The 23312-nt window shown below is 53.7% G+C and carries 20 protein-coding genes; 5 read left to right on the plus strand and 15 right to left on the minus strand.

Going from position 1 to position 23312, the window contains the following annotated elements:
• Positions 1 to 111 precede the first annotated feature (111 nt).
• The 11 genes from fliJ to K5L82_RS07275 form a co-directional block, all read right to left on the minus strand.
• Entirely contained in the window at positions 112 to 555 is a 444-nt protein-coding gene (gene fliJ, locus K5L82_RS07225) for a flagellar export protein FliJ (protein ID WP_133005982.1), read from the minus strand.
• On the minus strand, positions 555 to 1955 hold the full coding sequence (gene fliI / locus K5L82_RS07230; RefSeq protein ID WP_410505850.1) for a flagellar protein export ATPase FliI: 1401 nt from the start codon (positions 1953 to 1955) through the stop codon (positions 555 to 557). The genes fliJ and fliI overlap by 1 nt, the downstream gene beginning before the upstream one ends.
• On the minus strand, positions 1927 to 2808 hold the full coding sequence (locus K5L82_RS07235) for a flagellar assembly protein FliH (protein WP_223133663.1): 882 nt from the start codon (positions 2806 to 2808) through the stop codon (positions 1927 to 1929). Before K5L82_RS07235 ends, fliI begins: the two co-directional genes overlap by 29 nt.
• Positions 2808 to 3839 carry a flagellar motor switch protein FliG gene (gene fliG, locus K5L82_RS07240; RefSeq protein WP_223133664.1) on the minus strand — a complete coding sequence of 344 codons (1032 nt, stop codon included), beginning with the start codon at positions 3837 to 3839 and terminating at the stop codon, positions 2808 to 2810. The genes K5L82_RS07235 and fliG overlap by 1 nt, the downstream gene beginning before the upstream one ends.
• Entirely contained in the window at positions 3832 to 5547 is a 1716-nt protein-coding gene (gene fliF, locus K5L82_RS07245) for a flagellar basal-body MS-ring/collar protein FliF (protein ID WP_223133665.1), read from the minus strand. The genes fliG and fliF overlap by 8 nt, the downstream gene beginning before the upstream one ends.
• Before the next feature lie 15 nt (positions 5548 to 5562).
• On the minus strand, positions 5563 to 5931 hold the full coding sequence (gene fliE, locus K5L82_RS07250; RefSeq protein ID WP_133005987.1) for a flagellar hook-basal body complex protein FliE: 369 nt from the start codon (positions 5929 to 5931) through the stop codon (positions 5563 to 5565).
• A gap of 241 nt (positions 5932 to 6172) precedes the next feature.
• Positions 6173 to 7609 carry a sigma-54-dependent transcriptional regulator gene (locus tag K5L82_RS07255; protein WP_223133666.1) on the minus strand — a complete coding sequence of 479 codons (1437 nt, stop codon included), beginning with the start codon at positions 7607 to 7609 and terminating at the stop codon, positions 6173 to 6175.
• Between the two features lie 22 nt (positions 7610 to 7631).
• Complete coding sequence (locus K5L82_RS07260; RefSeq protein WP_223133667.1) at positions 7632 to 8870, minus strand: sensor histidine kinase; 1239 nt, start codon at positions 8868 to 8870, stop codon at positions 7632 to 7634.
• A gap of 207 nt (positions 8871 to 9077) precedes the next feature.
• Complete coding sequence (locus K5L82_RS07265) at positions 9078 to 10526, minus strand: sigma-54 dependent transcriptional regulator (RefSeq protein ID WP_223133668.1); 1449 nt, start codon at positions 10524 to 10526, stop codon at positions 9078 to 9080.
• A 106-nt stretch (positions 10527 to 10632) separates the two neighbouring features.
• Entirely contained in the window at positions 10633 to 10962 is a 330-nt protein-coding gene (locus K5L82_RS07270) for an SOS cell division inhibitor (RefSeq protein ID WP_223133669.1), read from the minus strand.
• A 94-nt stretch (positions 10963 to 11056) separates the two neighbouring features.
• Complete coding sequence (locus tag K5L82_RS07275) at positions 11057 to 12415, minus strand: DUF1329 domain-containing protein (RefSeq protein ID WP_223133670.1); 1359 nt, start codon at positions 12413 to 12415, stop codon at positions 11057 to 11059.
• Positions 12416 to 12619: 204 nt separating this feature from the next.
• On the opposite strand from K5L82_RS07275, the gene K5L82_RS07280 reads away from it, so the two are divergent.
• Positions 12620 to 13120, plus strand: coding sequence for a DUF6586 family protein (locus K5L82_RS07280; protein ID WP_223133671.1), 501 nt, complete (start codon positions 12620 to 12622; stop codon positions 13118 to 13120).
• Positions 13121 to 13176: 56 nt separating this feature from the next.
• Entirely contained in the window at positions 13177 to 13437 is a 261-nt protein-coding gene (locus K5L82_RS07285; RefSeq protein WP_133005994.1) for a hypothetical protein, read from the plus strand.
• Positions 13438 to 13446: 9 nt separating this feature from the next.
• On the opposite strand, the gene K5L82_RS07290 is transcribed toward K5L82_RS07285, so the two are convergent.
• Both K5L82_RS07290 and lexA read right to left on the minus strand, forming a co-directional pair.
• The gene (locus K5L82_RS07290; protein WP_223133672.1) at positions 13447 to 13926 is read right to left on the minus strand and encodes a cell division inhibitor SulA; all 480 of its coding nucleotides are present in this window, start codon (positions 13924 to 13926) and stop codon (positions 13447 to 13449) included.
• A gap of 42 nt (positions 13927 to 13968) precedes the next feature.
• Positions 13969 to 14577, minus strand: a complete 609-nt coding sequence (lexA, locus tag K5L82_RS07295; RefSeq protein ID WP_133005996.1) for a transcriptional repressor LexA — start codon at positions 14575 to 14577, stop codon at positions 13969 to 13971.
• Positions 14578 to 14747: 170 nt separating this feature from the next.
• On the opposite strand from lexA, the gene K5L82_RS07300 reads away from it, so the two are divergent.
• Positions 14748 to 15749, plus strand: a complete 1002-nt coding sequence (locus K5L82_RS07300; RefSeq protein ID WP_133005997.1) for an amidoligase family protein — start codon at positions 14748 to 14750, stop codon at positions 15747 to 15749.
• Positions 15742 to 16512, plus strand: a complete 771-nt coding sequence (locus K5L82_RS07305) for a gamma-glutamyl-gamma-aminobutyrate hydrolase family protein (protein WP_223133673.1) — start codon at positions 15742 to 15744, stop codon at positions 16510 to 16512. The genes K5L82_RS07300 and K5L82_RS07305 overlap by 8 nt, the downstream gene beginning before the upstream one ends.
• On the opposite strand, the gene K5L82_RS07310 is transcribed toward K5L82_RS07305, so the two are convergent.
• Complete coding sequence (locus K5L82_RS07310; protein WP_316933375.1) at positions 16509 to 20279, minus strand: translocation/assembly module TamB domain-containing protein; 3771 nt, start codon at positions 20277 to 20279, stop codon at positions 16509 to 16511. The genes K5L82_RS07305 and K5L82_RS07310 overlap by 4 nt on opposite strands.
• Positions 20276 to 22024 (minus strand): autotransporter assembly complex protein TamA, encoded by a 1749-nt coding sequence (locus tag K5L82_RS07315; RefSeq protein WP_223133674.1) that lies wholly within the window; start codon positions 22022 to 22024, stop codon positions 20276 to 20278. The genes K5L82_RS07310 and K5L82_RS07315 overlap by 4 nt, the downstream gene beginning before the upstream one ends.
• A 226-nt stretch (positions 22025 to 22250) precedes the next feature.
• On the opposite strand from K5L82_RS07315, the gene K5L82_RS07320 reads away from it, so the two are divergent.
• On the plus strand, positions 22251 to 23258 hold the full coding sequence (locus K5L82_RS07320; protein ID WP_133005999.1) for a hypothetical protein: 1008 nt from the start codon (positions 22251 to 22253) through the stop codon (positions 23256 to 23258).
• The last annotated feature ends 54 nt before the right edge of the window (positions 23259 to 23312 follow it).

The following is a 23312-nucleotide window of genomic DNA, read 5'->3' on the forward strand; positions in this document are numbered from 1 at the left end:
CGATCATCGCTACTCCTTATTCCGCAACGGAGGGGGTATCAGACTAAGGATAGACAAGATTAGTGGAAATGCACTGACGAGTGCAGGTACAAAACGGTGATCCCTATAGCGTCAGCGCTGACGCTGGGCAAAGGCTCTGCCGGCTGCTTCATCCGCCAGTTTTTGTTCTTTTGCATCTCGGGCTTGGTACTCCTGCTGACGGCAGGTCTCGATATAGCGCTCCATACCGCGCTTTCGTTCCCACGCCTGCAACCACTCCAGCCGTCGCGCCTCGAATATCTGCTCCGCTTGTTGAAGTTGTCGTTGCTGCTGGGCAATAACCTGATCGAGCTGCGCAATAAAGGCCTGCCAGGCTTGCAATCGGGCGACGGCCACAACACCTTGCTGGTTCGCCCGAATCTGATCCCGGTATTCCTCTTGGTAGCGTTCAAGATTCTCGACTTGCTCTTTGTGCGCTTCAACCTGCTTTCGGGCTTCCCCCAAGCGCTCAAGAGCCTCGCCCTCTTTACGCTCCTCCAATGCCAACACAACTTCCAACCGTTTGGAACGCAACATCAACCATTACTCCGGTCGGTCGCCGCGCCCGGAGCCGGGCTCTTGGCCCGGTCTGGCGAGCGTCGTTCCGGCACAACGGCCAATAGCTGCTCAATACTGTCGGCCAAAGGCGCGCTTTCATTGAGCTCCTGCTGAAGAAACTGTCGCATGTTGGCAATGTGCTGTATGGCAAAGTCAGTTTCGGGGTCGGAACCTTTTACGTAGGCTCCAACACTGATGAGATCGCGGGCTTGCTGGTATCGGGAGTAAACCTGTTTGAAACGCTGGGCACGGGAGAAATGGTCCGGCTGCGTAACTTGCGGCATGACCCGGCTGATGGAGGCTTCAACATCGATGGCTGGATAGTGCCCCTCTTCCGCCAGCCGGCGGGACAACACAATGTGGCCATCGAGTATCGCTCTCGCAGCATCGGCAATCGGATCTTGCTGATCGTCCCCTTCCGTCAGCACGGTGTAGAATGCGGTGATGGATCCGCCGCCCGGGCGGCCATTACCTGTGCGCTCGACTAATTGAGGCAATTTAGCGAACACCGAGGGCGGATACCCTTTGGTCGCCGGCGGCTCACCCACTGCGAGCGCGATTTCCCGCTGGGCTTGAGCGTAGCGGGTCAGCGAGTCCATCAGGAGCAAAACCCGTTTGCCTTGATCTCGATAGTATTCGGCAATTCTGGTGATCAACATAGCCGCACGCAGCCGCATCAACGGTGAATCATCGGCCGGAGATGCCACAACCACGGAGCGCGCCAGACCTTCTTCGCCAAGAATATCTTCGATAAATTCTTTAACTTCCCGGCCTCGTTCACCGATCAAACCAACGATGGTGATGTCCGCATTCGTAAACCGGGTCATCATACCCAGCAACATACTTTTACCAACACCACTACCAGCAAACAATCCCAATCGCTGTCCCTGGCCGACGGTCAAAAGTGAGTTGATAGCACGGATCCCCACATCCATCGACTCACGCACGGGTGCCCGATGCAGCGGGTTAATGATGTCGCCACTTAGCGGAACACGGGCTTCGGCCTGAAGCGGCCCTTTTCCGTCCAATGCTTCACCGGCACCGTTCAGAACCCGGCCTAGCATATGGGGGCCAACCGGCACTCTACTGGCAGATGAAAGAGGGATAACTCTGGCTCCGGGCTTCAGGCCCTCAATGGCGGCAAGGGGCATGAGGTAAACTTTATCTTCTTCGAACCCCACCACTTCGGCTTCCACGCTGCCGGTGCCCTCACCTTCAATCAGGCAGCGGTCACCAACCACCATCGGACAGCCCACGCACTCGAGCGTAAGCCCCACCATTCGGGTCAAACGACCAGAAAGCTCAGGCTCCGGTTCTTGCCCGATCGCAGCCTGAAGCTGGTTCAGACGATCAGCCAGTCGGGAGGTCATCACTGTCATCCTGAACGCCGTGATCGGGCTCGGACTTTGCGGAGCCCCCGGTATCGCTAAGAAGATCCCGATGAAAATCGGTCAGTTCGCCCATGGAGGTACCGGCTTGGCTGCTTTCGGATTCATCCTCGCTGGCCAACTGCTCTTCAAGCATATTCTGAACCGCCCGTTGAAAACGCTTTTCGACGGTGTAATCAACCAAACTGTTACGGGTTTCAACTCGGCAACCGCCAGGCATCAGGCTGTCATCCTGAATGATGGACGGTTTGACTTCTAAGCGTTCAGCTACTTCACTGACCGGTTCAAAATCGTCTGGATGGATGGACACGCGCACATTGTCTGCGGTTGAAGGTAGCGACTTGAGAGCCTTGCGGACCACGTCACGAATCTGAGAGGTGTCGATACTGAGCTCTCGATAAACCACTGCTCTGGCCAACACCGTGGTCAGGTTAACCAATGCAGACTCCAACTCGGCTTCATGGCGCTCGATAGGAAGCAACAACTCACCCAGAATGTTGTCGAGACGCGCCATTAGGGCTGCGTTTTCCTGCTGAATAGCCTCAGTCGCTTGCTGACGGCCCTGTTCCCTGCCTTCAGTTTCACCCGCCGCAACGCCCTCTTGATGGCCCTCAGAGCGCCCCTGTTCGAAACCTTCCTGATAACCGGCGTCGCGTCCCTCCTGATAACCGTCTGCGCGGGCAGCTTCCCGGATTTCCTGCAGATTGGCAGCCGTAAGCGGTTTCAGCTCTTCTTCACGAGCCACCTGATTGCCTTGCTCATCCAGCAAAGGCAGTTCCCACCGCTCCCAGGCAGTCAGGTTTTCTTTCGGGATAAGCTTGTCGTTTTGGTCGGGGTCTTTCATCACATCATTTCTTCACCGGCACCGCCCAGCGATATTTCGCCGGCTTCTGCCATTCTGCGAGCCACAGTGATGATGTCTTTTTGAGCCGCTTCGACTTCGCTGACCTTAACCGGCCCTTTAGCCTCAAGATCATCTTGCAGTAACTCAGATGCCCGCTTCGACATGTTCGAGAAAATTTTGTCTTTCACAGCGTCATCGGAGCCTTTAAGCGCAACCACCAACACTTCGGATGAGACTTCCCTGAGCAGAGCTTGAATGCCTCGGTCGTCCACGTCTTTAAGGTTATCGAACACGAACATAAGATCTTCAATGGTCGTCGCCAGATCAGGATCCATATCCTTGATGGAATCCAGCAAACTGCCTTCGATCGAACGATCCATGAAGTTCATAATATCCGCAGCCCGTTTTACACCGCCAATACGGCTCGCCTGGCCTGCGGACCCACCCGAGAATTGTTTCTCAAGGATGCTATTGAGCTCTTGCAACGCTTGCGGCTGAACCGTTTCAAGCGAGGCGACACGCATTACAACGTCTAGCCGTACTTTGGGGTCGAGCGTCGCCAAAATCTCGGCAGACTGGTCTGGGTCCAGATAGGAAATAACGATGGCCTGAATCTGCGGGTGCTCATAACGAATAATGTCCCCGACGGCGCGAGGCTCCATCCATTTCAGGGTATCAAGCCCCGTCGTGTTGCCTCCGACCAGAATCCGGTCAATCAAGCTGGCCGCCTTGTCGTCGCCCAGCGCCTGAGTGAGCATAGCCCGAATGTAGTCATCATTGCCCACTCCCAGACCGGTTTGCCCGCCTACGGCATCAACAAACTGATTCAAGACAAAGGAGACCTCGTCTTTGGTGACGTCTTGCATCTGCGCCATGGCTACCCCCACACGTTGGACTTCTTTCGGGCCCATGTGCTTAAGCACTTCTGCCGCGTCGCTTTCACCCAGCGACATCAGCAAGATCGCAGCCTGTTCAACGCGTGAGATTTTACGTTGCGGGGCTTGCCCCTGTGCGGCATTTTGTTCAGTCATCGACGTTCACCCATTGACGCATAACCTGTGCAACCCGACTGGGATCTTCTGCAATCAGGCCTTTGAGTGCATTCAACTGCCTATCATAGCTGTCTGTGGCACCCGGCAACAGCAGATCATCTTGTGGAGACATGGCTTTCTGCAACGCCTTGTCACCCTCGAACCCGTCGAACGAATCATAGCCATCACCGTCCGAGCCAAGGCCGCGATCACGCTGCCCGCCGCCCGACAAAGCTTTTAAGGTTGGCCGCAACAAACCGAGCACCAAAATCAGGATGACCAAACCCGCCAGCACTTGCTTCATCAAGTCCCAGAACCATGGCTGCTCCCAAAAGCCTGGCTGCTCGAAGGTTACAGCGTCCTCTGGCGCGAACGGGGTATTCATAACGGTTACACTATCACCCCGCTCTGCGGAATAACCTACCGCATCACGCACCAGCATGGCCAACCTCTGCAACTCGGCCTCTGGCCAGGGCTCATAGGTCACTTCACCTGTTTGAGGGTCAACGACCTTCATATCATCAACCGCTAGCGCGACAGTAACCCGCTTCACGGCGCCCATCTCTTGGCGGGTGTAGCTCACGGTACGGTCAATTTCGTAGTTGCGAGTGGCCTCTTTACGCACGTTAACCGGTGGCGCAATAGGATCACCATTCTCATCAACTGCAGCGCCTGCTACCTCAGGCACGGTTGCATCACCCGGTGGCTGATTCGACAACGCACCCGGCACACCCGACATCAGGTTACCCGCGCCACGCTGTTCTGTCAGTTCACGCTCACTGCGAATGGCTTGCTGTTCGGGGTTATACAGTTCTTCTGCTCGCTCAACTGCGGAGAAGTCCAGATCTGCCGAAACCTCTGCACGGTACCGGCCATCACCGACAATGGGCGAGATCAAAGATGTCACACGACGAGACAAGCGTTCTTCAACGCGGCTGGTGTATTCATACTGATCTTTCATCCGATCGGTATCGGCCTTGAGCTTGGACTCTTCCCCGGTCAGCAAATTACCGTTCTGATCAACCACCGTCACCTGATCACGGTTCATCATTGGAATGCTACCGGCAACCAGATTAACGATGGCCCGGATCTGCTCTTGCTCAGGACGTCGGCCCGCGAAAACTTCGAGAAAAATCGAAGCACTGGGCTCTCGGGCATCGCGAATAAACACAGAACGCTCAGGAATGGCCAAGTGAACCCGGGCATTGCGAACGCCACGCATGCTGGCAATGGTTCGGGCCAATTCGCCTTCCAGCCCCCGACGGTAGCTGATGGTTTCCATAAACTGAGAGGTGCCCAATCCACGTTCTTGGTCGAGCAATTCGTAACCGATGGTCTTCCGGTCGGTAACACCTTCTGCCGCTAGCTTCAGACGAGCGTCGTAAACTTGATCTGACGGCACCAGCAATGCACCGGTGCGCGTGTCCATTTTGTAGTCAATTCCGCTGCTATCCAGAATACTGGTCACGTCTTGCGGGTTATAGGCGGACAAGTCCCCTACTACAGGCTGGTAGTTAGGCTCCTGAGCCCAAAGCACCACGGCAACCCCCAACGCCACGCTGGCGGCCAATCCCACCATCAGGCCAACCTGCCGCAATAGATTCAGGCGATTAAACCCAAGCAACATGTCACTGCGAGTTTCTGCGGCACCGGAATCCTGAGAGGGCCGAAGATCGGAGGCGTTGGTTTCTGCAGGTAAGCTTGCCATGCTATTGCTCCGTTATCAGATCGGCATATTCATGATGTCTTCATAAGCCCGAACCACGCGGTTTCGCACCTGGGTCAGAGCCTCAAAAGACACGGTCGATTTCTGGGCGGCAATCATCACCCGAGTAATATCGACGTTGGGGTCACCCATTTCATAAGCGGTACGGAGTTCACTGGCCTGCTTCTGCACATCGTTCACACCATTGACCGCTTTACCCAGCATATCGTTAAAACTGGGTACTTCTTTCGTTTCCTGAACCGGCCGTGGACCGTCCACCCTGCCACGTACAGATTGATCCTGATCGATACGCTGATTTTGCACCATCTGGGATCGCAGATTCCGAATCTCTGACAGAACATTGTTTATATCGGCACGCTGGACCATTTTCCTCTCCCGGCTACCCCGATGGGGTATCAGTTATTCGCTCTATGCTGAACAGAAAAGCAAACAACAGGCCAGAACTGAGTTTCAGTTATATTTCAATACTTTAATTAAAACCAAAAACGAATGACAGAATGATTTGACGAGATTTTGACGACTAACAATAATCGCAAGCGGGGCAGAAAAAAAAGCGGCACCCAGAAAGGGTGCCCGAAGGAGTCAACACAAAGGAAAACAAGCCTGGTCAGACCAAGGCAAGCTCAACATCAAGGTCAATACCGGCATCGCGCATCTGCGCCAATTTGTAACGCAGAGTGCGGGGACTGATGCCCAATTGTTCCGCCGCACGATTCCGGCGACCACCCTCATGTTTGAGAGCTTGTATAATCATACGAAATTCTTGCTGGCGTAGATCATCTCCCAGTGAACCGACCGTATCGCCGGCCGGCGCAGCCTCATCCGTCACGTCATGTGCGGGAGCAGATAACTCAGCAACGGGCACCGATGCATCGGGATAAACCGTGGTTTGCGACATGTCGGCCGAACCGGTTATGCCCATTTCAAGACAAAGATCGCCCGCGTGAATCACATTGCCCTGATGCAATACCAAGGCCCGCTGAAGGGCGTTGTCCAGTTCCCGGACATTTCCCGGCCAACTGTAGTCCGCCATGGCCTTGCGAGCATCCTCAGCAAAACTGATGCCCGTCAGCTTCATTTTTCGGCAATGCTTTTTCAGAATCGATTTCGCCAACGGCATTATATCCAGCGGCCGCTCACGCAGCGGCTGCCAACGCATCGGGAATACAGTTAAACGATAGTACAAGTCTTCTCGGAACTTGCCTTCGCGGACATAGTCACCCAGATCCCGATTGGTGGTCGCCAGCACACGCACATCCAGAGGAATTGTCTTTCGGCCACCCACTCGCTCCACTTCTCGCTCCTGCAAAACCCGCAGCAACTTGGATTGGAGGCCTAGCTCCATTTCAGAAATTTCGTCAAGCAGAAGGGTACCACCGTTGGCCTGCTCAAATTTACCCGGAGACGTTGCTACCGCACCCGTAAAGGCGCCTTTCTCGTGACCGAACAGGATCGCCTCAAGCATATTCTCAGGGATCGCCGCGCAGTTAATGGCAACAAATGGCTTGTCTGCACGAGGAGACTGCTCGTGAATAAAGCGCGCCAGCACTTCTTTGCCGGTTCCACTTTCACCCGAAATCATCACCGTTGAATCGCTGGCCGCCACTTTTGTGGCGAGCTGAAACATGCGCTTACTGAGCGGGTCTTCTGCTATTGGCTGGTCACCGGAGGTTTGGCGAACACCACCCACAACTTTACTTACCGCCTCTACCAACACTTGTGGCTCAAAAGGCTTCACAAGGTAATCAATCGCACCAGACTGCATAGCAGAAACTGCGTGGCTTATCTGGCCATATGCGGTAATCAACATCATTGGTAACCCCGGGTACAGACGCTGCACTTCACCCAGCAGCTCGTGGCCAGACAAACCCGGCATATTCACGTCGCTGATTACCATGTCCACCGGCGTGCGCACCAAACTCGCGAGAGCCTCATCTGCATTGGCAGCCTCACAAACTCGATACCGAGCTAACTCCAGCGTCGTGACCAACGCCTCCCTGAGATCACGGTCATCTTCGACAATAAGAATATGAGCCTTTGCCATGCTTGATGCCTCCACCTATTCTTTAAACCCGACCGGCCAGGGTTGGTAGCTGTATGCGTGCAACCGCCCCACTTTGGCCAGCAGGGCGAATCGAAAACTCGCCTTGATGAGCCTTAACCACCGCCTGAACCACCGCCAAGCCCAAGCCCGTGCCATGGGACTTAGTGGTATAGAATGCTTCCATCATTTTTTGCGCCTGCTCCGGCTTGAAGCCTGGCCCGTTATCTTGCACTCGAATATCCAGACCGTCTGCCGAGGTTATAAGATGCACCGTGACCTCGGTCGCACCGGCTTCAAGGCTGTTGTTAACCAAATTTGTACAGGCTCCAACCAACGCGTCTAGGTTGCACATCAGGCTGCACGCTTTATGAAGCTCGTTGACGACCGATACCGAAATCCCCGCCTCTAGGCTCAAGCCGTCGACAGCGGCCTCCAGGGCTCCACTCAAAGTTTCCACTGACAGCTCTTCGGCAAGCCGGGTTTCGCCTCTCGCAAAAATCAACATATCGCGGACCTGATGCTCAAGGTGACTGAGCCGCGACATGAGCTTGCTAGCACAACGCTGACGCATTTCCTCATCAAGATCCGGTTGCCCTAAATGACCACCGTAAAGAATCGCTGCAGAAAGTGGCGTACGAATCTGGTGAGCCAACGAGGCCACCATCTTTCCCATAGCCGACAAGCGCTGGGCATGGGCCAATTGGGACTGAAGTTGGCGAGTTTCAGTGAGATCAGTCAGCAAAATGAGCTGGCCGGGCTGATTTTCCATGGTCCGGATTTCAATACTGACCCGACGACCATCTTTCAGAGACACCTCGTGACCATCGTCACTACGCGGAGCGAAGCATCGGTTGATCACGTCAATCCACCGTTCACCGTCCAGCGGCTCACCCAAAAGCGCCAGTGCGGCCGGGTTGCACTGACTGACGACACCCCGCTCATCCAAAACCACTACACCGGCGGGCAAGGCTTTTAACAAGGTAGACAAGCGATCGGCCAGTTGCTCTTTCTCTTCCAGCTCTTGCTGTCGTTGCTGGGTTTCTTGAGTAAGCTCGCCGGATAATTGATTCACTCGAGACTCGAGTGTTCGATAGGAATCCGTGATCTGTCGAGACATCTGGTTAAACAGTTCCAGCGCCGAACCTACCGCTTCGTTATCCTGCTGAGGAAACAGTGATGTGACTTTATCGTTCACATCAGCAGCCGCGTTGGGCGCTGTCTCAGCTCGAGCTGATTCGACGACAAACTGTACCTGACTCATAACTTCCCCCTGAGACCGGCCTGTCGGCCAGAACACTCGGATGTATCATTTAGAGTCGGTCAAGCCAGGAACGTGCCAAAACCTGTTTTTCTTTATATTTCAATGAGAAGGAAAAACAGGAGAGAGGAAGGTGACGACTTTACGTCGTTCTAAGATCAACGTAGTGCCAAAGGTATTCAAACCTTTGACACCCAAATGAAGGAGGAATCAGGAATCCGCTGCGTCGTCCCGCAGGCCGTACTTGCGGACTTTTTCAACCAACGTTGTACGCCGAATCCGCAATTTCTCAGCGGCTCTTGCGACCACACCCGAAGCTTCATCCAACGCTTGCTGAATAAGCTGGCGTTCCAAATTCGACAGATAGTCTTTGAGATCGATGCCATTAATCGGAAGCAGTGCCGGGGAGTCGAGCCCTACAAGCCCCGGAATGGCAGATGGCATGCCGGTTTCTTCCACCGGGCGGCTTTCATCGTAATCGTCCACATAACGGAATTTCTTCGGCAGCTCTTGCACTCCGATCACGCCGTAAGGGTGCATAATCGCCAGCCGTTCAACCAAGTTGGCCAACTCCCTGACGTTACCCGGCCAATCGTGCCGGCAAAGGCTCATGATGGCTGCCGAGTTCATTCGCAGGGAGCCACGCTTTTCTTTTTCCATTCTGGAAATCAACTCGTTGATCAACAACGGAAGATCTTCAACGCGATCTCTTAATGCGGGCATTTCGATGGGGAATACATTGAGGCGATAGTAGAGGTCTTCCCGGAAGTCGCCGGATTCGATCATATCCTCAAGATTTTTGTGAGTCGCGGCGATGATGCGAACATCAGCCGACTGAGTCCGGTTACTGCCGACCCGCTCAAAGGTCCGTTCCTGCAGGACCCGCAGTATCTTGACCTGCATATTGAGCGGCATATCGCCGATCTCGTCCAGAAACAGGGTGCCCCCCTCAGCGAGCTCAAATCGCCCCACCCGCGACGTAATCGCCCCGGTAAAGGCGCCCTTTTCATGGCCAAAAAGTTCACTTTCCAATAACTCTGCGGGGATTGCGCCGCAGTTAACCGGCACAAACGGCTTGTCCCGGCGCGAGGAATGGTAATGCAGGTTGCGGGCAACAACTTCTTTGCCGGTACCAGACTCACCCGTAATCAGAACACTGACATCTTTATCCGCCACCTGCTCCATGAGCTGGCGAACCTGTTGCACGCGCCGACTGGTGCCCACCAAACTGCGAAACAGCTGAACGCCTCGCTGCATGCCTCGTTCCGGAGCACGGCTATACTGGTCGCGGTAGATCTGTGCGCGATAGAGCGAATCGACGAATTTGGTGTAATTGAGCGGCCACTCCATATGGGCGATCAAGCGCGATACATGATCTTCGGGTAATTGCTCCGCATCGAGATCCCCCACCAATAGGATTGGCAGCCCTGGCGTGGCCTCACATACCGAAGCAATCACCGTCTTGGCGTTATGATCTTCACCATGAACAAGAGCAACCGATGCCTGCTCTATCTGAGCCGCTTCACCACTTTGTAAAAGCGCCAACGCCTCGTCACCGGCAACAATCTGCTCTTCGCCCACAAACTCCAGAATGGTGATCAAATCACGCTGTCTGGCTTCGTCGCTGCTGAGCACCAGCACTTTATTATTCTGAGGCATTCACGAAGATCTCTGTCGAAGGATTTGAGCCGTATTTAAGACTGTCTTTGGCCCGGAGTCAATTTTATGACACTTATGCCTTTGTTGATCCGAATGCAACCAAAAGTTACTGAGAGCGATTAGTGGAAACGTTCGCGTAGGCAGCGGCCGCATTACGATTTTGATTTACCCCCTGTAACGACTCCCGAGCTTCATCCCTGGCTTTGACCGCACCTTGCCCAGCCACCTCGACAAACCGGTTAAGGGCTTCCAATCGCTGTTTAACCGGCGTGGGTGCTATTAAGCCTTGTTCCATTGCCTCCATCAATGGGGCAACAGCGGGTTTCACCTGCTGGTTAAGAACAACCAACGCCTCCCAATCTTCAGCGTTTAGCGCCGCTTCAAGCTGCTCTTGCAAAGAATCGAGATCTGCCAGGAGAACATCTGGATTAGCCACCGCCGAATCACCTCTTAGAGTTGATGAAAATGAGATCTGGAGAAAACCAGTCATGCAGCCGCTACCCGGCCGGATAGCGGCTTGAGGTAACGACTTAGCGACGGGCCGCCCGACGGGCAGCAGAAGCCGTAAATTCGTTTCGACGATAACCCGGTGAAAAATCGTAGGCCGGGTAGCCATCATCCAGACCATCAATATAATAACGCTGAGCTTTGAGATCGTACGTCATTTCCATAGTAGTCCAGAACACGGGCTGACTGTAATAACTAATATTGTGCGCTTCAGAAACCCGCCACAGTTCGCCTGTGTGATCGTATTCCTCTGAAGCCAGGATCTGCCAGCTATCCTCATCGATGTAGAAGACGCGCCGGGCATAGATGTGCTGAATTCCGGTGCGGCGCTTTGCTTCCACCACCCATACCCGATGAAGCTCGTAGCGGGCCAGCTTCTGATTAATGTGATTGGCACGAATCACATCATTCGGACGAACATCTTCATCGTGCAATTTGTAGGCGTTATAGGGCACCAACACTTCGCGCTTGCCTTTCAATTCCCAGTCGTACTGGTTCGGGGCACCGTTATACATGTCTTTTTGATCCACCGACCGCAAAGACGAAGAGTTAGGTAAATCCGTTTCGTAAGCCAGATTAGGTGACCTACGCAGGCGGCGAGAGCCGGAATCATAGCGCCACGCCAATCGAGGTGACCGCACCTGATCAAGCGTCTCGTGCACGAGGGTGATGGTGCCCGCTAAAGTACTGGGCTCTAACGTGTCTGTTTTGAGGTAGAAAATTTTGTTATCGATGTCGGCAAGGTCCGCCCCGGGCCGGCTATACGCGAAGAAATAGTCGTACTGATTAACCACCGGGTTGAACGACCCATCTCGCTGGGGCGTGGCAGAGCCACTTCGGAAAGAAACTTCTTCACCTCGATAGCGAAGAATATGGTTCCAAACCACTTCCAAGCCATTTTTGGGAATGGGGAAGGGGCTAGTCATAATGGTATTTCGGACACCGTTGCCGTTATCGAGCAACTCAGCACTCAACGCATTCTCGTAAGATTTTTGATAAACCTCTTCGGGAAATGCAGCCGTTCGGCGTGTTTTATAGACTGGCATAAAGAAATTGGGGCCATACTGCTCAAGCATCTTAATATGACCATCCGTGAGCTTGTCCCGGTATAAATCCAGGTTGTCCCGGGTTACAACGAATAACGGTTCATCTTGGGGAAAAGGATTTACTTCAACGTTTCCCTCTTTCCAATTTGCTGGAGGGGTTGCCAAACCACCCTGCCAGGCCGGAATAGTACCGGCATCGTTGGCAGCCCGCACTGCGCCTACCGGTGTTAACTCGCTTTTTAAACGCTTCGCTTCCTCTGGAGCCACCGTGGCCCACGCGGAACCGGACACACTTAACGCAGCAATAGTGACGACTGCTAACAATCGGTTTCGCATTCCTTATTCTCCAACAATGATCTTTTGAGCACCTGCACTCTGCTCCAAGTGGCCCTTTTTGCCAAATTCAAACGATCGTTTCAAGAAATTCTTTGTAGTTTCTTGTGTCTAAGCACAAACCACGGGCGGAAGAAATGCCTGTTTAAAAATGATACGCTAAGCAGCTAACTTTAAAGGATCGGCTTAATTCAGCACGGGTCAACTATGGCGTCTCAATGGTACTCACTGACTTCCCAGAAATTGTATCTGGCGAAGATTTTACTAGCGCAGCTGGAACAACCCATTGAGCAAGCTCAAGTTAACCCCCAAAGCACTATGCTGAATGAAGCCACGACGCAGGGCGTTATTGAGCTATTGCTGCGAGCCCGAAGCACCTTGATGGTGATGATCGCACAGCATCATCAGCAAAAAGTCTCGGAACCACTGTCTCTTGAAGCACTCAGAACCCGAATCCCCTACGAGACTGAAGATCTCGAGGATTTAGAAACGTTACAGCGTTCTCCAGCCAGCTGGTGGTCTCATCTTGAACAACTTGAAAAGACTCTGAAGCAGCCGCCCACACCTAAAAAAACCGTCTCGGCTGACAACATCATTGCGGTTTCTGCAGAGGATGGTGCGGATCGATCAGCCAAGAGCCTGCAAAACACCCTGACGGCCATGACCGATTTTGCCCGAGCCGTAGAAAACAGACATAACGAGTGGTAACCACCTCTCCTGAACCGCTACTCACGAATAAATCGCACCAAGCAAAGGCCTAAAGAATGTCACCATCGTTTTTTGAAATCGTTGAATTACCTAACGGAGACTATGCTTTACGTCGCGTTGATGACGATGCCGCACCGCTGGTCCGCATTTCTTTCTCACCCGAAGCGAAGGAAATGATGGCAGACCGAGACATGAGCATCGCAAAAGCTATGATCGCGGCAGGCATCGAAGCCACCGGAACTATTTCTGAAGAAGTTGATTGGGGCGACGAGGAAGGCGACTTTGGCGACGCCCAACCTCACTACACGCTCCACTAGGTTTCGACATTACCGCTGGCGCAGTACGACTCCGTGACTCTTTCCTTTCGCAGAAGCTTTTTGCAGCGACTCGAGCGCAGAGCGCGCCAGCTTGTTAGTCCACAACACAACCGCATGGCAGGTGCCCGCTCCAAGCGCCAACTCAGCCAACTGCTGAGCCGGAATCTCTGGTGTTGAACGCAGCACCAGAATCTCACCCGTCACAATGCCATGCGTGTTTTGCCACTTCCCTACCAAAGAATGAGGGGGGTCTATCCAGGCCAACCAACGTTTTTCCTGATTCAATTGCGTCAACATCGGCAACAGCAACTGAAAATTCTCAACCTGACCCTCCGGCAGGATAATCTCAGTCACGTTCCCCCTGAGATCGACCTGCCCCGAGGTCGTGCGCCGAGATTCAGGTCGGCGATAATGCGATGAAGCTGCCTGCGCAGAAATCACAGCTGCGGGTTGAAACGCCATATTATGATTGAAGCTCAACTGTTCCATCACTCACCTACCTGCGTTGTTCGCATGTCTAATTGTCAGCTTTCAGTGCAACTCTGAACGCCGGATGACACCCACACCAAGCCCTTCAATGAAAAGCTCTTGCTCCGTCAGATCTACCTCAATGGGGCTGAACTCTTCGTTTTCGGCAATCAACCACACTTTATCGCCATCCTTACGGAACCGTTTAACGGTGACTTCGTCTCCCACACGCGCGATAACAATCTGACCATTCTGGACATCTTGAGTCCGGTGAACCGCCAGCAAATCCCCATCAAGAATACCGATGTCTTTCATGCTCATGCCTCGCACACGCAGCAGGTAATCCGCCTTTGGCGAGAAAAAGTTAGGCTGGAGTGCGCAATGATCTTCAACGTGTTCCTGAGCCAGTATCGGACTACCCGCCGCAACCTGACCGATAACCGGCAACCCCAAATCCGGCTCGGCTTCCGGCAGCCTTATGCCCCGACTGGCCCCGGGTACCATTTCAATAGCGCCCTTGCGCGCCAGAGCTCTTAAGTGTTCTTCAGCTGCGTTCGCTGAACGAAAACCCAGTTCTGCCGCAATCTCTGCACGGGTTGGCGGATAGCCAGTCTCATCAAGATATCGCCGAATAATATCCAGTACTTGGGACTGCCTGGCAGTTAGTTTCATGTTGGGCCACTCCAGATAATGATGACTGGTTTTTTATACAGTGATTTGACTATATACAGTGTTTTATCCAGTGTAAAGTCTGTTATCGATCATTTGTGGCCACTAACGTGAAACGTCATACCGCTGTGTTATGGTGGCTAACAAAGTCTTCAAAGGAACCGCGACATACTATGAGCTCTTCAAAACTCAGCAATATGCCTGTCAACACGCGCACCACTGATGGCAATGAACGCAAGGTTGGAGTAGAAATTGAGTTATCCGGGCTCAGTTATGATGCACTTATAGACCATGCCAGTCGGTTGCTTGGCGGCAAACCGGAACTCCAATCCCGGTATGTCACAAGCATCAAAACCAACGATGGTGATTACACAATTGAGTTGGATTCCGATCCGATCAAAGATCTTAATCTCGCTGATGAAGGGCTGCCCACTTCCATTCGGGAACTGGCCTCTCACGCGATGGATGCCATCGATTTCGCTGCCGAGAAAATTGTGCCCTTGGAAATTGTGGGCCCGCCCTTGCCACTGTCCAAGCTACACATCATGGAAACGCTGGTGGACGAACTCCGTGACTTAGGCGCGCTGGGAAGCAGGGAAGCGCTCTATTTTGCATTTGGACTGCAGCTAAACCCGGAACTGCCAGACTTGGAACCCGGCACCCTAGTGCGCTATCTGCAAGCGTTTGCGGCCTTGTATGAGTGGCTAAAATCGCGACACCAAATCGATATCAGTCGCAAGTTCACCACCTACATCGAACCGTGGAGCACTAAATATACGGAGAAGCTGATGCAGGATAACTACGCTCCTGACATCAGAGGTTTGATGAAAGACTACCTTGACAGCAACCCGACTCGAAACCGCGCTCTGGATTTGCTGCCGCTGTTTGCTCATCTCGACGCAGATTATCTGGCCGAGTATGTGCAAGATCCTCGCATCAAAAGCCGCCCTACTCTTCATTACCGGCTTCCAGACTGCGACATCGACAATCCGAACTGGCATTTTTCCACCGTTTGGAACGATTGGGTGGTACTTGAGAAACTAGCCAATAACGCTCAGGATCTGGCGGTACTGCGCAGGAAGTTCCGGGAAGCGCAAGAATTGAGCTTTCACAACCTGACCCATTCCTGGACCGACACCACTCAGCAATGGCTTCAAGAACACGGCTATGTCTAATACAGAAACCGAAACAGACATTCCGGGACTGACGATCGGTATTAGTGGCCCCGCCCGACGAAGTCTTGCTCAGAGGCTAATCAGCCTCGGTTTGCGCTTGTCGGGCGCACGTACCCACTACATTCGCCCTGGCTCACGGATCAACGTTGCGCTGCTGGACGGGTTGGTACTTTCCGGTGGTACCCACGTGCACCCGGAACGCTACGGCCAACAGTCCCAGGTGACAGCCAAGTACAACCCGAAAAGAGATGACACCGATCACCGATTACTGGAACAGGCGGAGGCCCTTGGTATTCCGGTACTCGGTATCTGCCGCGGAGCGCAGTTCATCAATATTTTCCACGGTGGGTCTTTGTGTCAGAACGTCACGCCTCTTCGGGTAAATACCCGGCATCGACCTTTGCTGCTACCACTGCAAACCGTAAGACTGGTTTCAGGCAGTCGGCTAGCGGAATTGATGCAGAGCTGGCGAATTGGTGCCAATCGCATTCATAGCCAAGCCATCAAGCAACTCGGCCAAGGCCTTCGGGTTACCGCGGTGGACAACGACTTGTTTGTTCAAGCTATCGAAAGTACCGGAAAACAATGGCTACTGGGCGTGCAATGGCACCCTGAATATCTGCTCTATCACGCCGGTCATCGGCGTATTTTTCGTCGGCTGGTTCAAGCAGCCTGCGAACGAAAGCTCCAACGTCTCGAGAACGAGAGTGCTCAATGGAGTGACGAGGCAAAACGCCTGTTCGAACGGGACAATAGTCGTTAAAAATCCCGGGTATAAAAGATGTCTAAAGAGGCGGCCAATCCACTGGCCGCCTCCAGATAGAAATACCTGCCAAGATCGTAGCGCAAAGCAACGGTGGTGATCGGCTCGAAAATACCAACGCCGTAGCGAATACTCAGCTCATCGGTAATGTAGCCACTCGCGACCACAGACGCCGTTTCCCCGGACCCTTCTGCTTCCAGCATCAGGTTTTTAATACCCAATTCGTCGCCGATGCTTTGCGTCAGATCGTTGGTCTGGGTCAAGCCGAGGGAAATAGCGGCCGCGCTCATTTGTCCTTCATCCCCACGCCCTTGCGGTGGTCGACCTAAAATCACATACGATAAGGCTTCGCTTTGGGGCATGGATGGTTCGGAAAACACTTCGGTTTCCGGTTCACTGATAGGCCCGCTAAGCCTTATACCGGCAACCACCGTATCGACCTCTCGCACGGCTTCGATATCCAGATAGGGCTCGGCCAGGGCTCCCACAAAGACGACCCGCGCCCTTCGCAAATCAAGGTCTTGGCCGTAAGCTTCGTAACGGCCATTCACCAATTGCAGAGCGCCACGTGTGTCCATGTCATTTCCGATGCGCAGCGTTCCCTTTAAGTCTCCGGTCAAGCCGAACGCGTCTAACGTTACTTCATCTTCACCGACCACCACGACCACGTCCATCAACATCGTGCGGATTGCGGGCTCTTCAGCCTCTGCACCGACAATTACTTCATCGCTTGATACCGATACCGCCGATTCAGGCAATGATTGAACTTCGATCCGTCCGCGAGGCACCTCAACACGCCCCGATACCGACAGCTCACCTGGCCGGAAGCGAATATTAATGTCCGGCCCCGCTTCCACCGATGCATAAGGCTCAAAATGCACTGGCAGCCTTTCACCTTTCACATTCAAGTTGAGCTCTGGCTCATCGCGCCAGTCCAGACTGCCAGAGAGCTGCCCCTCGCTGCGGTCGTTGCTCTGCCAACGCCCGCTGATATCCGCGTTGTAGCCGGAAAACTCTACCGCCAGTACCACATCTTCCATAGGTAGCGGCAAATCCGGATCTTGGAAGCGCCCTTCGGTGAGTGCAAGCTCACCGGTAACCGCCGGTTTTAGCAAGGGGCCGTCTAACCGGCCTTCGCCATTGACCTGACCCGCTACCTCATCGATACCCGAAAACGCCGAAACAAAGGCAAGATCGAGTTTTTTCAAAGAAAAGGTCCCGTCAACGGATCGATCTGCGGATACCGGGTCGACAGACAACTGCGTTGAGAACTGCCCCAGTTCAGGGCCTTTTAACAGCATCGACAGCTCGGCCAATTCGGGTTTGAGTATCGCGTTTAAAGTAAGCTGTTGGTGGCTCAATTTTTCCCAATCATCCAGAACCAAAAACTCAAAGGTGCCCTCACCGGCATCAACCTCAACCCGACCATCGGGCCCGGCGTCAGTCATGGCGACCTCAATATTAGCGTTCAAAAGGGCCTTCCACCGGAAGGTATCCGGCAACAACGGCTCTAAGGCAAGCGTTGGGAACTGGTTAATGCGATAGGCAACCGCTGGGTTTGGCCAAAGCTGCTGGTCCTCGGCACAAACGGAGCTGTCCTGCCAGCGCCAGCAGTGTTGTCCTAACTCCAGCACCCCCTGGTTGCTGTAAGAGAGGGCTGTGCGCTGATCCAATTCCCAAAGATGCCCTGGCTCCGGTACGTTTATCTCGCCGCGGGTTATAGCGCCACTCCAACTGGTAAAGGCCTCCCCCAACCCACCGGCCAGTTCCATCAACAATGACACATCCGGATGTTTTGCTTCTAACGAAAGCTGGTGTTGGCCCCGCGTGCCTTGGGCTGAGACGTTCACTTCGTCCAACACCTGGTCCGCCGCTTTAATAGCTCGCGCCATAATGTTGGCATCCAGCACCTCGCCAGAGCCCAGACTGGCCTGAATTTCTAGCCGGCCAACCTGCGCTTCGTCACGCCACGCCAACTGGTCAGCGTTCAGACGTATTTGCCCTTGAGGGTCTTCCAAAGAACCCCGCGCACTCAAATCGCCAGACAACTCGCCCTGCAGACCGGGTACGATTAGCTCAGGCTTGGGCAGCATAACGGATAAGTCAGCCCCTATTTCCGTGCCGTAACGTCCGCTACCTGTTACTTCGTTTTCTGCAACCGACACCAACAAATCCTTAAGCGTCCAGTCGGCGCCATCGCTACTTAACTTTCCTTCGGCTTTAGCTGGCTGCTGCTGCCATTCACCGGCAAGATCCCAGTCCGCCGTCATTACCGGCAACCCGCTATCCTGCATATGCCCCTGACTGATCACTTGGCCATTCAGGTCTGCCTCGAGAACGGGCAGCCAGTAACCCGGGTTGAAGGCGTTTAACTCAAGCGCAGCCTGCCAGGACAAAGGCCCAGTTAACCCGAGCTCCGCCTGCGCCGTGAGCGATCCAGCGCCCGTTTTCATATCTAATCGGTCTACAATCAATGCGTCGGAATCACCTTCCAAGCTGGCCACCAGATCGGCAGTTCCCTGAGGTCCTTTTACGCTTGCTTCGAGGTTTGCCTTATAATTGTCGCCCTGATAACTGGCTTGGCCCATTAACGTTTCCAGCACCACAGGTGGTTCTGAAACGTCAGGCAACAAACCAAACCAAGGGAAAGCGTCCAGACTGATATCGGCATTGGCCTGCAAGCCCTCCTTCCAAGATAGGTTCCCAGAGGCATTGAACGTGCCGGGGTCCGCGCGATCGATAACAGCGGGACCCGAAAGTGACAGGTGCAGATCAGAAGCGGCCTCTGTCGTCACTAACCCGTCCAAGCCAAGCTGCACGTTACCCGTCGTGCCGGGAAGCACCGCCCGAGCTTCTGTCTGAAACCCTTTAGCCAGAGAGCCCCCTAAACTCAACACAAGATCTTGTAATAACAGGGTGGACGGCAGGGTGTGATGGGCCATAAAGGCCGGCGAGGTTAATTTGAGCTGAGCGGGCAAACGCTCATCCAGTGGCTTAGCAGTGCCTTGTAAGTTCGCTTCCAGATAGCCGGTGCTTTGACCATCTACTCTCAAGTCCCGCACGCTGCCAGCGAGTTTCAAATCCACCGTCCACTGATCACCTGACGGCGGCGGCAAATCTACCTTCACATTCAAGTCCAGCGGCCAATCTCTGCGCATCTCCACCCAACCACTTGCGTTAACGCGAAGATCACCAAGGACATAGGAGGCTTGATCGATATCTAGGCTGGCCCCGGAACCACTCGTTTTCAACGAAAAAAGATCCCAGATGCGGCTACCGTTGACGGTCAATTCACCCAAAGCCACGTCTTTGACGTTCACTGCCAATGGCAAAGTGATGTCTGGCAGGCTTATTCCGCCGCTCGATTGCTCTTCCGTATCTGACGGTTGCACCGTGACATCAATACGGCTGGCCTTCAGAGCATCCAGGCACACGGTCAACTCGAACAAACACGTTGGAGACCAATCCACCTCGGGCGACTGAACGTCCACCCCCACGCCATAGCCTTGCCATTCAAGACGTTCGGCCTGCCATTGCCCCAACAACGAGCCGTAAGCCGCTTCTGTGTGTAGGCCCGGAATTTTTTCCAATGTCCACGCGGTGCCTTTATCGGTATTGAGTGCTACCAGTACAAGCCCCAACAAAACCAATGGCAGCAGTAAGGCCACCGCAAGTAAAACCAATAGCCAGAACCACCAGCGCCGCCGAGGCGTTTCTTTGGCCATCCCACTCTTCGGGTTATCGGTTGCTTCAGGCTGATCACTCACAATTCAGGCCCCATTGAAAAGTGGATTCGCCAGCCGCCACCAAGGGACTCGCTCAGCCCTTCCGCAATATCAAGGCGCAAGGGCCCAACCGGGCTTACCCAACGAATCCCCACCCCCACTCCTGTGGCTAACGGATCAAAGACATCGTCCACGGCATTACCTTCATCAATGAAGGCGGCAAGCCGCCAGCTTTTCGTGAATTCATATTGGTATTCGGCGCTCCCCACAATAAGGTAGCGACCACCCACCGCATCACCATCGCTGTTTTTTGGTGACAACGATTCGTAAGCGTAGCCTCGAACCGATTGGTCGCCGCCGGCGAAGAAGCGCAGAGATGGCGGAACGTCATCAAAATTATTCGTCGCCACGCCACCAAAATTAAACCGAGCCAAAAAGCGATGCTTGTCCGCCAAGGTATAAAGGCCTCGGGCCAGAAAGTTCACATGCAGAATATCCGCATCGGACAATGCAGCCCGGTGCGCCCCCGTCACATCTACCTGCAAGCGATAACCTTGAGAGGGGTCCAGAGGAGAATTGGAGTGCAGCTTCGAATAACCGACACTGGGCAGCAACAGGCTGGAAGTGTTCTGTGTTTCCTCACCGATAGTGTAACGCTCACCTTCCCATCGCAAACCCAGAATTTGCATCCACTCGGTATCAAGCTGATGTCGCCACTGCTGGCCCAGGGTTAAACGCTCAGAGGCAACGTCTTCAATTTCCTCGCGTTGGTAACCGGTGCTCAAACGAATGGAGTCGGTCATCGGCGGATCCAGCGGCAGTTCATACCAACCGGAAATGCTCTGACGCAATTCCGACACTTCGGTATCCAGTCCGCGCCGATGCCCCATGGGGTTTATATAATGCTCGCGCCAGGTACCACGGAACCTAGGCCCGACGTCGGTTGAGAAACCCACACCGGCTGCGATTGAACGGGGATCTCGCGGTGTCAGGTCGATATTGATAGGGATAACCCGATCTTCCGCATCGCTGGGCGAAGCATCCAGGTCCACCCCTGAAAAATAACCACTGTTCGAGAGGTCACCGCTCAGTTTGGCGACTTTCCCGGCATGGAATGGCTCACCGGGCTCGAACGTCACAAACTGATCAAGCAGCCTCTGCTCGAAGCCATGCCCTTCCAGAAAGGTGACTTCTCCAAGCCGATAACGCTCGCCGGATTCAAAGCTTAAATTGATGTCTGCGGTTTTCTCCGCCGGGTCCACCTTCAGCTCCCGTGCCTCAAACTTACCCTCGAAGTATCCCAGGCGCCGGGCTCTGTTATTAATGCTGCTTCGGAGATTGTCGTATTCGCCGTGGTTCAACACATCACCAACCCGAGGTCGCTCGGGCAGCTCTTCAACAAATTCGGCATCCTTTAACCCTGGCCCGTGAATATCCACGTTGCGCTGACGAACCCGAACCGGGGTTCCAGGTTCTACGGTGAGCTTGAGCTCCGCCAAGCCTACGTCGCCGTCATTCACTTCCCAGGTGATTTGCGGGTTGTAGTAGCCCAGTGCTCGAAGGGCCTCCTTAACCTGGCCTTCAGCTGTGGGGGCATACCGACGCAGACCATCTGCAGTGCGCCCTTCAACTTCCCCCAAAAAAATACGTGCATTGTCTTCCAGAGCGTCGTGATCGCCCTTCACTTGCACATCGACCTGATTTGCCAACACCAGTGCTGGAATACAGAGTATGAACAACGCTGTAGCTTTTATAGCCGTCTCTTTTGATAAGAAAGGTGGCAGCATACGGTGTACCGGCATCCCAACCAGATTGTTTTATGAAACGTAGAGTTAGACCTCGGAGTTTACCGGTCCCCCCACTCACGTGCCATGCCTGTTGCCCCAAATAAACGTAGATTAATTAGGTGTTCGAGCTTCGCCAGACTTCGCCAGAAAGTCGTGCCCAAGATGTAAATAGGCTACCCTGTCATAGACTTACGACTGGTTCCCGCTCCACTCACAGGTAACGAGAATGCTCAGGATCAACCGCGAAAACCTGAAATCCAGCCATCAGATGTTCTGGCTCCTCGTCGACTTTGCGATGCTGGGCCTGCTGATCGTCAACCTGGCGTTCATTATCTGGGATTCCATCTATAACTTCGTTGCCGTACAAAACCTGCTGAAAGACTACCTGCCAGCTGTGCAGAGTGCTTACCACCCTATTCACGAAAGGTTCATCTTCTACGACATGATTTTTGTGTCGATTTTCCTAAGTGAATTCGTCATCCGGTGGGGGTACTCCATTAAAGCGAAGATCTATGACCGCTGGTACTTCTACCCGTTCATTCACTGGTACGACCTTTTGGGTTGCATCCCGATCGGCAGCTTTCGTTTTCTGCGGGTGCTACGGATTATTTCCATCGGCTATCGGCTGCAGCAATACAAGATCATTGATTTCACCAATACCCGCATCTACACGTTCTTTGCGTTTTATTTCGACGCGTTTATGGAAGAGCTCTCGGATCGGATCGTTATCAAGGTGCTTTCCGGCGTTCAGCATGAGATTCAGCAAGGCTCCCCGCTGTTTGACCGAATCCAGAACGACATTTTGTACCCCAGAAAAAGCATGCTCGCCGACTGGTTGTCTGACCGAGTTGCCCATGCAGCGGAGCAAGGCTATATGCCAAACCGAGGCGCATTGCGCGCCTATCTGGAAGATCGGGTTGACCACGCATTAAAGCAAAACCTGGAACTGTCCCGGCTCAAGTACCTGCCGGTGGTCGGACCGACCATTCAGGACACTCTGGAAAATGCCGTGGGGGATATCGTCGCCAATGTCATACACCAGATACTTGAAGATCTTGCATCGTCGTCAAATCACGCGTTTATTGAGGACATCGTCAACGCCCTACTCCCCGACCCGAACGCAACGGCCGAAGAAGACAGCGATCAAGAGGCTTTGATTTCGTTGATTAATGAAATAATCGACGCGATAAAGGGGCAGGTTCGAGTGAAGCATTGGCGGAAGAACCTGCCTTAACCCATTGGCAACTGGCGCGGGACGCATCCCATTCATTACAGCAATAAATTTTAG

The sequence above is a fragment of the Marinobacter sp. AL4B genome (assembly GCF_019916045.1).
Classification (GTDB): Bacteria; Pseudomonadota; Gammaproteobacteria; order Pseudomonadales; family Oleiphilaceae; genus Marinobacter.